This is a genomic window from Winogradskyella sp. HaHa_3_26 (genome assembly GCF_019278425.1).
GTDB classification, from domain to species: domain Bacteria; phylum Bacteroidota; class Bacteroidia; order Flavobacteriales; family Flavobacteriaceae; genus Winogradskyella; species Winogradskyella undariae.
On sequence record NZ_CP058981.1, the window covers coordinates 2,004,709 to 2,017,131 of the forward strand.

Genomic DNA, 12,423 nt, shown 5'->3' on the forward strand with positions numbered 1-12,423 from the left:
ATCGCTTGTGGTTTTTTAGCCTCGTTTTTATCAAAAAGATGATAAAAATCATACTTTTGTATATAATTAAGAGCTTTCGAGCTTCTTGTTTAGAACAAATCTAAATAATAGTAAAATGAATTCAGAAAAAAAGGACTTAAAAAGTATCGCTAAAGGTACTTTTGAAGAAACATATCTAGAAGAAGGCTTTTTTGTTTTAACGCATAAAAATGAAAATGATACTGTAGAAATTCTTGAACGGAAGATAGATAGCAGCTATATTCAGTTTCATTTTTGTAATAAAGGAACTGCTGCTTTTGTGTTTAACCAAGGGCGTTATACTTTAAATATTGATGAAGAAACGTCTTTATTACTTTATAATCCTGAGCGCGATTTACCTATTCATTTAGAATTACAACCGCATTCTTGGTTGGTGTCTTTAGTGATTTCTATTAAGAAGTTTCATGGTTTATTTTCTGAAGATACCAATTACGTTACTTTTTTAATGGATGATAATAAGGATAAAAAGTATTATAAGGATGGAAAAATTTCTCCATCAATGGCTGTGGTTTTAAATCAGTTAATTAGTTTTAATCTTAATAACTCTATTAAACCTTTATATTTTAAAGGTAAGGCTTACGAATTATTAAGTCTGTTTTTTAATAGAAGCGAGGATGCAGATATTGAGCAATGTCCGTTTTTAGTTGATGAGGTTAATGTTGCTAAACTAAAAAAAGCAAAAGATATTATTATTGCTAATATGTCAGAGCCACCAACGTTACAAGAGTTAGCAGATGAAATTGGTTTAAGTCTTAAAAAATTAAAAGAAGGCTTTAAGCAGATTTATGGCGACTCGGTTTTTAGTTTTCTATTCGATTATAAAATGGAAGTAGCACGTAAACTTTTAGAATCTGGCGATTATAATGTTAACGAAGTGGGATTACGAGTGGGTTACAGCACTGGAAGCCATTTTATAGCTGCTTTTAAAAAGAAATTTGGGACTACGCCTAAGAAGTATATTACGGCTTCTAGTTGAAAAGCGAAATGATTAAAAATTACTTAGTTTCTCAAATTACAAGTTATAGCCAATGCTAAACATAATAATGCGAGGTAAAATATAAGTCTTACTATCTGAAATTAGATAATCAGAAAAACTATTACTTTGTTTAAATTCTTCATTAAATAGGTTTTGACTCGTGATTTTAAAAGACCAAGCGCTATTCTCTCTTTTGTATGATAAAGATGTATTTGCAATTTGATAGTCGTTTTTTCGAGCTAAATCTTTGTTGTTATAAATGTTTTTACTGTATTCAAAATTGAATATAAAACCATCAAAAAAATAGTAATCTATTTTTGAAAAAGGTACTGTAGTTACAAATTTAGAAGTTGTACTGTTAGATGTAAATCGACTAATATCCTGTTTTAAACCGATTTCTATGGTTGGAAACTTTTCAAAGAGCGTTTCTAAACCCAATTCATAATTATAACTTGTATTTCTGTTTGTTTCAATAGTATTATCTACCTCTTGTTTGAAGTTTGACTTGTTGTATCCTACATTAAATTTAGATTTTATGTTTTTAATATCTTTTTCTAAGTGAATGTTAGCCGTAAAATCTTCAGAAGCGTTATTAAATAGTTTGGCACTTATAAATTGATTAATTTGTTGAGAGGCGTTTGGATTGGAAGAATCAAAAACAACAGTATTCTTTACACCTCTAATTTGCTTGTTATAGCTAAGATTTGCAAATAGAACTAAACCTCTATACAGGCTAAATCTACTATATCTTATATTCAGCGAATGAAATAAGTTGTTTTCTAAATTTTCATTACCTCTAAAAACAGAATTATAAGATTGTAAATAAAATTGGTTTGCAAAACGACTAGCATCAGAGAAGCTTGTTTTTAAGTTGTAATTCAGTTGAATTTTTCTAGATTTATTAAAGTCGATTTTAGCTAAAAAATCTGGTAACACAATCCATTTATTTTTGTGAATCTTAGTTTGTTGATTTACGTTCCAATTATAATTGTGTAAAAAGGCACCTTGCTTAAAAGTAAAAATACCTGTTCTAAATTTATAATGTATTCCTACAAAGGCATCGTTTAATTTAAAATCTAGATTATTATTGAAACCATCAGATTGAAAATTATTTTCATCACCATTATCTAATATTTGTTGGTCTGTAGTAAGGAAATCCTCTGCTAAAAGTTTATTGCCGAGTGTGGTATATATGTGGTTACTCTTGTTAATTTCCCAGTAATATTTAAAGATACCATCAAAATTTTGCTGTTCCGTGTCTCTATTTTGGTTAAGACGTATTAAATCTTGACTATTATCTGTTGGAATTAATCCTTGTAGAATTGGATCTTGTGTAGACCAAAAGTTATTTCTGTCGGTTGAATCGAATACATAATTGATAACAGCTGAAAACGTATGGTGTTTAGATTTTCTTTTGTGCCACTCTACATTTTGGTTTAAAAAAGTAGCCGTTAAATTTCTGTTTGTATTTATGTTATTAGTATTGTTTGAGACAATTGTTGCTAAATTATCGTTATTAGTTGTATTTGTTCTTTTTATTTGGGTTCTCGCATGCCACCATTCTGATGCGTTTGGCACATATTCTAAATTAAGGTTTGTTATACCTAATAAATTTTGAGCATTTGTTTTATTGGTTTTCTCTTCTGTATAGGTTGTGTATTCATTAAAATCCTCAACAAAATTGTTGGTATCACTATCTGAAAGAATTATATAACCAGAAATATCTAATTTTGAGGAAACTGTTTTAGTAATGTTTAAAGCACCAAATTTTTGCGTGCTTGTTAAGACATCTTTATTGTCCATAAATTGAGAAAAGTCGCCTCCACGGAAATTAAAATTACCTTTAAAAACAGCATTTACACCACCAGAAAAACTAAGATAATCTTTAAAGGACATGGTTTGCTCACCTATATTATTAATATTACCGATAAAATTTATATTGATTTTTGGTGCATAATAAAAGAGGTTTGCACTTGTTTTATAAAAATCGTTATTGCCTATTCCAGCAGATATATCACCAAAAGTAAATCGGTTTTTATCTTTTTTTAGTTTAATATTCATAGCCATTTCATCAGAATCTGTTAAACCCTTTAAAAAGGCGATTTCATTATAATTATCAATGACTTCTATATCTCCAATTGCATTTGCAGGAATGTTTTTTACGGCTAATTTAGAGTTGCCACCGAAAAATTTTTTTCCATCAACTAGCATATGGGTGATTTTTTTACCTAAAACGGTCACACTACCATCTTTGGTTACTTCTACACCAGGTAGTTTTTTGAGTACGTTTCTTAATTTTCGCTCAGAGCCATCAACAAATTTATCGGTTTTGTAGGTAGTGGTATCACCACTCACGGTTACGGGCATTTCTATAACAACTTCATCTAACTCCTCTGAAGATGGCTCTAAAATAAAATCTTTTTTTAGCGCATTTGAGGCTATAAATTGAAAATTAATAGGCTTGTAACCTAAATACGAAATTCTAACTGTTACTGTATCTCCTTTAGTAAGTTGTAATTTGTACAATCCCTCATTATCCGTTATAGAAAATTGTAAGTTTTTTGATAGGTCTTTGGGTTTAGCAATTACATTAGCATACGGAACCACATTATTAAGGCTATCTTTAACGGTACCCGATATTGTTATTTTTTGACCCCATAACTGTGTTGAAAAAAATAGGAATAAAATGATATAGTTTATTTTCATCCACTAATTGTTACCGAAGACACTGCGTTTTGCTTTTTCTATAATTTTTTCATATTCTTCATAAGTAACAACCTTTCCTTTCGTTGGAGCTTTTACTTTAATCTTTTTTTTGGGATTAAGTTCTATTTTAGTAGCCTTAAAGGTTGTTTTACCCAGTTCTAGTTCTAAAATTAATCCAGGTAAACCATATTCGCCTTTTGGTCCAAAATTTAAGGGTAATGCTGGTGCATACCAAGCTGTAACTTTGCCTTCACTTCTTTTGGCTTTAAAGACTGTGTAGCCATTAATTTCTTTTGCTTCTTGTGTTAATTCCCACTCTAAATCTGGGTTTGGATATATAAAACATTCACCTATCACACAATTTTTTATTAAGTATGTGTCTTTCTTAATATTATAGTAATACTCATTAGAGCCACCTGCACTTATTCTAGCTGTCCCTTGCGCTATGTCACTATTGTCTAAATTTAAATCTTTCTCTACTTTATATAGACCTTCACCATTATTAAATACAATTTTTGACACAATGGGTTTTGTATTTGAGAAAATAGCATCCAGGCTTTTTACCATAAACTCACCTTTCTTTTCTTTGATTAATGAATCTCTTTTTTTAAAGTAATCATCTTTTTTATTTTGATTTATAGTAGACTCGTAAGTTACAATACCAGAAAGATTAGATTGCGCGCTCAAAGCCCATGTTCCAAAAAAGATGGTAAAAACTATTAGTATTCTAAGATATTTCATGTGTTTTTTATAAAAAATCTAAAGGTATTTAATCTTTAGATATGATTAATTTGCAAAGCTTATCTGTAACTATATGAATACCTTAAAGATAAAAAAAAACACTAACATTATGGTTTTTAGTTTTCTATTTGATTATAAAATGGAAGTGGCACGTAAACTTTTAGAATCTGGTGATTATAATGTTAACGAAGTTGGGTTACGAGTGGGTTACAGCACCGGAAGCCATTTTATTGCGGCTTTTAAGAAGAAATTTGGGACGACGCCTAAGAAGTATATATCGGCTTCTAGTTAGGTTTTAGAACCTATATTCTAGTTTTAATAGCACATGTCTTGGTAGTAACCTATATTCGGTGGAAGAAGAGCCAATATCGCTTATTGAGAATGTTCTGTAGGTTTTAGTGTTGAATAGGTTTTTACCGGTTAAACCCAAAGATAGTTTACTTTTTGGGAGTTGATATCTGGCATTAAAATCTAAGAAATAATACGTGTTATCCGTTGTTTGTATATTTCCAAAATAATAACGCTCAGATTGTAACTGTAAATCAAATTTGTCATTAAAAATAAAGGTTAAGTCTAAAAAACTTTCATTGTTAGAATAAGTATTATTAATTGTGGTTTCTATTTCGTTTGTTGTCCATTTTGTACCTATATGGTAGTTGAAGACACCTTTAAAACCTGAACGTAATTCTATGCCGTAATTATAATTATTAGAGATTATGGTTCTTAGGTCTGAATTATTTACAATGTTTTTAAATTCGCTTTTAGAGTAGCCTAAATCTAGTTTTAAATTAGAAGATATAAACTTAAAATAATAATCGAATTTAGAATTTATACTTATAAACGCTCGGTCTTTTATTAGTATTTGTCGCGATTGGGTAAAATTTTGTTGAATTTCTGTATTCGTAGAAAAGAAATCGTGATTTTTACTGTACAAAATAAATGTATTTGCAAAAAAGCGATCGCTCCAATTACCCAATTGATAATTAAACGAAACACTAGAGGCATCTAATTGATTAAAACTACTAGTGCCAGAAGAAAACGATCTAAAGCCAGTAAGTACAAAATTGTTATATACATTTAAAATTGTTGCATTTGTAGTATTATAAGAATACGACGAAGTAATTTTATTTTTATCATTTATTTTCCAATCCAAACCTATACTTGGGTTAAGGAAGAAAGGGTTTTGGTTCTCTGAGCTATTGCTGAATTCTAATTGATTAAAAAGCTGATGTATGTTTAATTTTCCTGTGAGTCCAAAATCGCCTATTTTATAACGGTATTTGCTTTTTACATACAAATCATTAACGGTATAGGTGGTATTGTTTTGGTAATTTATGGGTTGTTCTAAAGTAGTTTCATTTTCTAAGATTGAAAACTCAGTATTTAATTTGTCTTTTCGATATTCATTACCAAATTGAAGTTCTAATAAGTTCCCATTAGGTTTTCTATCTAATAAATGTGCGCTTACACCTGCAAATTGCATTTGGTTGGTGCTTTGTTGTTTTACGTTGTTTGTATTAGTTGCATCTGGGAATAAGTCTTGATAAAAGAATTGGTTGATACTATAATTTTGTGGTGATTTTTCTTGAGTAAAGCGACCTGTAAGTAAAAAGACTTTTTTATCTGTAAATTTATTGGTGTAATTGATTTTTTGATCAAATAATGTATTTTGATGCTTTAGATTTTCTATTGTAGAATTCCCGTTAAAGATTAAATTAGAGCCATCATTATAATTACCACTATTAAATTTTGTGGTCGCTTCTAGCATTTTGGTTTTAGAGATGTTGTAAGTTAAATCTAACTTACCAAATGCAATTCTTTTTTTGTTTCTAAGATTATAGTCTTCGGTATTGGTAAAGTTGGTGTTGTTTGCATTGATATTATCAATTTTATTTCTGTAAAAATCGGTTTCATCCCAATTAAAAAAGCCTAATGTTTTTATTTTTAGTTTCTCAGTAGGATTAAATATAGCATTTAATGAAACCAGTTCTGCATTATTAAAATTGGTTCTGCTACGTTTAAAATTTAAGCTACCAGCAGATAAATGTAGTAAATTATTAACCTGTTGGTTGTCCCCAATACTGGCCGGCTCATTAATACGGTAAGGCTTTATGAGTTGTTGAATATCTCCTGTGGTATCATAACCAACACTGTTGCCGTTGGCTAAAAAATAGTATTTATTTTTTTTGCCAAAATTCATAAGGTTACCTTTGAGTTGGTAGAAACTATCATTACCAATACTTAGTTCAGCATTACCAAACCAAATACGTTTAGCATCTTCTTTTAGCTTCAAATTTAGAGCTACTTTATTGCTTTCTTCAATGTCTTTTAGTAACCGATTGTTTGAGTAGTGTTTTAATACCTCAACCTCTTCTATAGGATAGGCAGGCATATTTTTTGACAATATTTTATAGCCTTTCTCAAAAAGATCGTCTCCATCAATCATAAGTTTCTCAATTTCTTGATTGCCTACTTTAACTGTGCCGTTACTATCTATATTTAATCCTGGAATTTTTTTTAATAGGTCTTCTACCGTTTGTTCTGTGCCATTAGTAAAGAATCTAGTTTTAAAAAGGATGGTGTCTTTAAGGATAGAAATAGGTTTTTCTGCATGGATAATTACTTCTTTTAAATCTATGGGTTGCTCTTCTAAAACGATATCTAAGTTAAGATGGCTTTGATTTTTTAAAATAGTAATGGAAATGATTTTGGTTTTATAGCCAAGGGAGGAAAACGAAAGTTTAAAATGACCGTATTGGTTAGTGGTTAATTTATAGTTTCCATTTTGATCTAAAAATGTATATCCAATAGTTGAAGAGCCAAGAGAATCTTTTAGAATAATACTTGCTGAAGGAATTGAATTTCCATTTTTTTTCTTTAACAAATCCTGAAATAATTGTTTGGGAATAAATGAGACCATTAAAAAATAAAAAAATTAATAGAATTAGTTCTTTTTCTCTTCCCATTCAAATTTAATTTCGAAACCTGTTCTTGGAACTTTTGTTTGAGTTACTTGTACTCCTTTTGGGAGTTTGCTTGCCATTCTTTTAAACTGTGTATTATTGTTAAATTTTCTGTCAGCGTATTGTTTTATTGTTAAAGTTTCTTTTCCTTTTAAAACAGGCTGCAAGTCTAAAGCAGTTTCTTCAGTTTGTTTGATTGAATTTACTTGTCAATGGTAACGTTTAGTTGTGTCATATATTTCCATAATCAGCCCTGGTAAACCACTAAATTTCCAAGGTCCGTAAGGCAAAGGATACTCTTCCGAATACCATGCAATATAATTTCTACCTCTAAAGTATAAAGTTGCTTTTTTTAAAAGGTACTTATCAAGCATTTTTTCTTCATCATGAATTTCCCATTTCAATTGTGGGATATTTTCTTCTACTATGAATTGTTCAGAAAATAAATTTATTCTTGATATAAGGGTATCTTTATTGAAATCTTGGTAAAAAACTTTTTTCTTTCCTGCGGAAAATAAATCATATTCCGTGTTTTCCTCGTCACTTTGTTTTATGCTAGATTCTGTATTTTTCCCGTACATGAACATGGACTTTTTTCTCGAGCTATCTAAATATAAAATGCCTTTTTGTGTGGTTGGTCTTTCGGTATTAAAGGAGATTGTATATTCTATTTCAACATCATAATTCATATTCTGTGCATAGGTAATATGAGTAATGATATAAAAAAGTATAATTGAATAAGAAATTATTTTCATGTAATTTGAACGATTAAGGTTTGTCTATCAGGCGCTTCAATCATTAAAAAATTAAAAGAAGGCTTTAAGCAGATTTATGGCGACTCGGTTTTTAGTTTTCTATTCGATTATAAAATGAAAGTGACACGTAAACTTTTAGAATCTGGTGATTATAATGTTAACGAAGTTGGGTTACGAGTGGGTTACAGCACCGGAAGCCATTTTATTGCGGCTTTTAACAAGAAATTTGTAACTACGTCTAAGAAGTATATAACGGTTTCTAGTTAACTAAAAGCATTATTGGTTTTGGTATTTATAGACGTATAATGTTTTATTAAGTAGCTGGCACTTCCTATAAAAGGTAAGCCTACAATTAGTACTGTCCAAATTAAAAACTTAAAAGTACTCTCGTTTTTTGATGCTAAAACTAAGCTTGTAATAATCATTACGACTAGTAATGTTCCCATGAAAATAATTTACATTGGTGTAATAAAAAGCATATTTTTTGGTCTAGTTGATTTAAGGTGAAAAGACAAATTAAATCTTAGTAATCATAATACCCATCACCACCGATAGCTCTAACACGTTGTCTGTCTTTATAAATAGCAAGATTTAAGATTTCAGTATACTGCTCTTTTAACTCTTTTGTTTTGTCTATCATAGTGCCGTAATTTTCAGATTTAGAGTAATAATTCACTACCAATTCATTTGGGTTTTTGGGTTTTATAAAAGATATGTAATGTAAAGTTTCTAATTTGCCAGAATACTCATCGTCTTTATCTATTTTAAAGAAATACATCACTGCATCTTTTCCTTTGTCCGTTATAAAATCGCGTTTAAGAATAAACTTAATTGAATCTTTTTCTTTTTCATAATTAGCATCCGATAAGAGTTTAGATTTTGCAAATTGCTGTTGGTTAATTCCAATAGATTTAATTTTATTTAAAAGCCTTTCTTTGTCTAACTCTTCTAAAAGTAAGTATTGGTTTTCTTCGTTTTCTACGAGTATTTCGTTCAGCTTTTCTGGTATGGTTTCTTTTGCTTTAGATAATAATACATAATATTTTACTAAGGCATATGCGTCATCTACATTTAGTAATTTGTCAAAGAAATCTTTTGCCGAGCGTTCATTTCTGTAGAGGAAAATTAAACGAACATAAGTAGATAAATCACTAGAGTAGGTGTTGTATCCGTAATTATAGTTTCCTAAATTTCGCTTAATTTCCATTTTAGCGTCATTAATCAACTGATTTTTATATTTTTTGTATGTTTTTTGTCTTATTAAACCGCTATCTTTTACTTTGGCTAGTAAAGTGTAAAGAGGTTGTTTATACTCTTCTATGGTAGAGTATTCAAGTATTTTAGGGAATAAAGAAGCTTTAAGTTGTAAAGAGTCTTTACTGTTATAATTGTAAAACATGCTGTTTACGCTTCCTAAGGGTAAATCACGTTCCATAAGTTCTAAAGCAATTTTATAGGATGCTTTATTATTAGAATCTAATAAGCCTTCTAAGATTGAGGTTTGTGTTTGCGGATCGGAATAACTATCGAGATACAGTTGCTTTATAAATTCTAAATTATTCTTTAAGTCGATTGTAATAAGCTGTTCTACGAGGTGAGATTTAATGTCTAGGCGGTCTTTATCAAACTGAAAATCTTTTAATACCGAAATGATGTCTTTACTGTTGTGCTTTTTAAACTTAACAAGTTCATAAGCTTCTAAAACGATACTATCATTGGCTCTTAGTGCTTTAAAAAACAAATTAGTTTTATCTTTTAAAACACTTTTACCTAATAAGGTGTCTTTTGGCGTGAATGAATTGTAGAATTCTGATACAAATTTTGAAGGACCATTTATTGAATCTATCAAAGTTTTTAATTCATATAGAACGCCTTCTTTCAAAATATTTTTAACTAACACTTGTTTGGCACTCGAAGAATCCGAGTAAGTAAAATTGTGAGTGTAAATATCACCAGTTTTTAATGACGAACGATTGCCTATATTAAATGGTTTTTCTGATATATAATAACGCGACTTATAGTTTACTTTATCCTCTAAATTTTTCCAAAGACTATCTACGTTATAAAACATTTGTAAATCGTGAAACTTAGTTCTATAGATTGCAATTTGTTCATTGGCATTTGTAGAATAAACCGTTTCGTTTATTGTTTGCTCATAATCTTTAAGTTTTGTATTGCCGTTGTAATTATAAGGGTTTGGTAATGGTGCTTTTCCGTTTGTATTTACAGAGAAGTATAGCGATGTGTCGATTACTGTTTTAAAATTGGTATAATCGGTTTTGTTGAATTTAAAAGATTTGAAAAATGCAGTTTTATCAGCAGCATTATTTCCAACGTAACCTAATAAGTAATAGCTACCATCTTTTGCTATGGTTTTAAGATGGAGTTTTTTGCCTGTTAAAGAATCTAAAACAGCATAAGATTCATAATTTTTGTAATCACCAGCTTTAAATCCGCCTTTAGCTTCTGAGAGCTTATAGTTTTTATATAAAGCATGATGAAAATATTTAGCCTCAAAGCTATCTTCTTCAATATAAGAGAGGTCGTTTAATACCGCTTCTTCCAAAAAATAATAGGCATCATCTTTATAACCTTCAAGTAGTTTTTTTCCATAATTATTCATGTTACTAGAGGTATAATATTCAGGAAAATTAACTTGAAATTTTTTTTCTGGTGACACAAATAATTGTGTGCTATTTGAAGATGTTTTTAAATCGATAGAATTAAAAACGTCACCTTCATGTTTTAATACAAAATCACTTCGACCTGCAAATTTTATAATGATGATTTCTAAAGGTGTTTCGTAAATATGATATTTCTGAAACTCTCCTTTTTTAGTCTTGTTAACAATGCTTATACCAGGATAAGGATCTGTTAATTCTTCTTTTTTAATAATATCTCCAGGAATGTCCTCGTATAATAAATTATCAATATCCTTTAAGGTGATATTAGATTTTTCGTTTGGTAAATATCTAAAACGGCTAATTCTATTAATGGTTAAATAGGCTCCATTAGTCATATCTGGATCTAAATAATACTTTTGTCCGCCGTAAGAAAACTCACGTAACTCATCGTAAGTGTTGATGCTTAAAAACCCATCTGGTGTTGTGTGTTTTTTAAGTGTTGGTGCTATAAATAGGCTGTCTAACTTTATTTTTTCTATTTTACTGTAATTAGTTTGCTTAGATGTTAATGCTTTTACAGTGTAACCTCTTTTTCGTAACAGATTAATCATGCCGTGTTCGCCTGGTAAATGAGCAGCTCCAACACCGGCAAAAACCGATTTGGTTGGCATTAGTTTATCTAAAGAAACCACCATATTTTCATTACGGATGTAAAGCATGTTTTCTCTAAAGAATTTTGTGTTTACAGCAGCTCCAATAGAATCTAATAAATCTAAATTGCGATCGCGATAAAGATTTTCTTGAATTAAATAAGGATTTTCTTTAGCGTATAGCTTTTGAATCCACGGTTCTAATTCCTTTTTATTAGCATTGTAAGCTGCTTTTGAGGTCAAGTATCTCGATTCTTCTAAGTCTTCTAAAGCATATATTTCTTTGTTATTTTTCTTTCCCGCTTGAAAAATAAACATGTCTAAATAAGTTTCTTCTTCAAAATTATCTGAAGCATTGCTTTTTCTGTATAAATAGGCATTTATGGCATTGTTATCCATCCTAACAGAACTTCTAATTGTGGTTTCTTCAGGGTGCATTAACTTAAATGCATTGGTGTAGAAATCTTCATTATAATCATTGTAGGCAGCTATTTGATTTAGCATGGTTTCATGATTAAATTCAGGCCAAGTTGTGGGGTCAGATTCTAAAGCAATACAATCACTTTGGTCTAAGGCTTTATAAAACACATCATCGAGTCTAAAAGCTACTTTTTTGCTGACATGCATGGTGCCATAGAGATAAGACGGTTTTTCTAATCCGTTTCCGGTAACCTTCCAAAGTAAACTCTGATATTGTTGTTGTGAGAAAGCAAAAGCGGTAAATAAAACAAGAATTATAGAAGCGGTTTTTTTCATAATATAATTTAAGCGGTACTTGTAAAGATATTTAAATCCTTTTAAGGGTTGGGTAGAATTCGTTAAACTCGATTAAATACCAAGATTAAAACTATTCATTTTTTAATGGATAACTTAAAAGTTAACAAAACATTTAAGATAGTAGAATAAATAAAAGCAATACCAACCATTAGAAATTATTATATTAAGGGTGTATTTTTGTAAGCGAAAAAG

At 29.7% G+C, this 12,423-nt stretch carries 8 protein-coding genes and 1 pseudogene; 3 read left to right on the forward strand and 6 right to left on the reverse strand.

What is annotated here, in order from left to right; all coding sequences use genetic code 11:
• Positions 1-115 precede the first annotated feature (115 nt).
• Positions 116-1,015, forward strand: coding sequence for a helix-turn-helix transcriptional regulator (locus tag H0I32_RS08670; protein ID WP_179314113.1), 900 nt, complete (start codon positions 116-118; stop codon positions 1,013-1,015).
• A 36-nt stretch (positions 1,016-1,051) separates the two neighbouring features.
• Here the strand turns inward: H0I32_RS08670 and H0I32_RS08675 are convergent, their stop codons facing one another.
• Positions 1,052-3,721 (reverse strand): carboxypeptidase-like regulatory domain-containing protein, encoded by a 2,670-nt coding sequence (locus H0I32_RS08675; RefSeq protein ID WP_179314112.1) that lies wholly within the window; start codon positions 3,719-3,721, stop codon positions 1,052-1,054.
• Between the two features lie 3 nt (positions 3,722-3,724).
• On the reverse strand, positions 3,725-4,462 hold the full coding sequence (locus H0I32_RS08680; RefSeq protein ID WP_179314111.1) for a GLPGLI family protein: 738 nt from the start codon (positions 4,460-4,462) through the stop codon (positions 3,725-3,727).
• Positions 4,463-4,550: 88 nt separating this feature from the next.
• Between H0I32_RS08680 and H0I32_RS08685 the strand changes: the two genes are divergently transcribed.
• Positions 4,551-4,754 carry a helix-turn-helix transcriptional regulator gene (locus tag H0I32_RS08685; RefSeq protein ID WP_411292368.1) on the forward strand — a complete coding sequence of 68 codons (204 nt, stop codon included), beginning with the start codon at positions 4,551-4,553 and terminating at the stop codon, positions 4,752-4,754.
• 3 nt (positions 4,755-4,757) lie between these two features.
• Here the strand turns inward: H0I32_RS08685 and H0I32_RS08690 are convergent, their stop codons facing one another.
• Both H0I32_RS08690 and H0I32_RS08695 read right to left on the reverse strand, forming a co-directional pair.
• The gene (locus H0I32_RS08690) at positions 4,758-7,346 is read right to left on the reverse strand and encodes a carboxypeptidase-like regulatory domain-containing protein (RefSeq protein ID WP_246293622.1); all 2,589 of its coding nucleotides are present in this window, start codon (positions 7,344-7,346) and stop codon (positions 4,758-4,760) included.
• 288 nt (positions 7,347-7,634) lie between these two features.
• Positions 7,635-8,180 (reverse strand): GLPGLI family protein, encoded by a 546-nt coding sequence (locus H0I32_RS08695; RefSeq protein ID WP_179314110.1) that lies wholly within the window; start codon positions 8,178-8,180, stop codon positions 7,635-7,637.
• 42 nt (positions 8,181-8,222) lie between these two features.
• Between H0I32_RS08695 and H0I32_RS08700 the strand changes: the two are divergent.
• Positions 8,223-8,447, forward strand: a pseudogene (locus H0I32_RS08700) (helix-turn-helix domain-containing protein); the annotation flags it as partial.
• On the opposite strand, the gene H0I32_RS08705 reads toward H0I32_RS08700, so the two are convergent.
• Together H0I32_RS08705 and H0I32_RS08710 are read right to left on the reverse strand one after the other, a co-directional pair.
• Positions 8,444-8,626 (reverse strand): hypothetical protein, encoded by a 183-nt coding sequence (locus H0I32_RS08705; RefSeq protein WP_179314109.1) that lies wholly within the window; start codon positions 8,624-8,626, stop codon positions 8,444-8,446. The pseudogene H0I32_RS08700 and the gene H0I32_RS08705 sit on opposite strands and share 4 nt — an antisense overlap.
• A gap of 77 nt (positions 8,627-8,703) precedes the next feature.
• Positions 8,704-12,210 carry a TraB/GumN family protein gene (locus tag H0I32_RS08710; RefSeq protein WP_179314108.1) on the reverse strand — a complete coding sequence of 1,169 codons (3,507 nt, stop codon included), beginning with the start codon at positions 12,208-12,210 and terminating at the stop codon, positions 8,704-8,706.
• Positions 12,211-12,423: the final 213 nt, after the last annotated feature.

Bases quoted from the DNA above. Each gene is read 5' to 3' on its own strand.
- H0I32_RS08670 (WP_179314113.1), top strand. From the start codon at position 116: ATGAATTCAGAAAAAAAGGACTTAAAAAGTATCGCTAAAGGTACTTTT.
- H0I32_RS08705 (WP_179314109.1), bottom strand. From the start codon at position 8,626: ATGGGAACATTACTAGTCGTAATGATTATTACAAGCTTAGTTTTAGCA.
- H0I32_RS08710 (WP_179314108.1), bottom strand. From the start codon at position 12,210: ATGAAAAAAACCGCTTCTATAATTCTTGTTTTATTTACCGCTTTTGCT.
- H0I32_RS08675 (WP_179314112.1), bottom strand. From the start codon at position 3,721: ATGAAAATAAACTATATCATTTTATTCCTATTTTTTTCAACACAGTTA.
- H0I32_RS08680 (WP_179314111.1), bottom strand. From the start codon at position 4,462: ATGAAATATCTTAGAATACTAATAGTTTTTACCATCTTTTTTGGAACA.
- H0I32_RS08695 (WP_179314110.1), bottom strand. From the start codon at position 8,180: ATGAAAATAATTTCTTATTCAATTATACTTTTTTATATCATTACTCAT.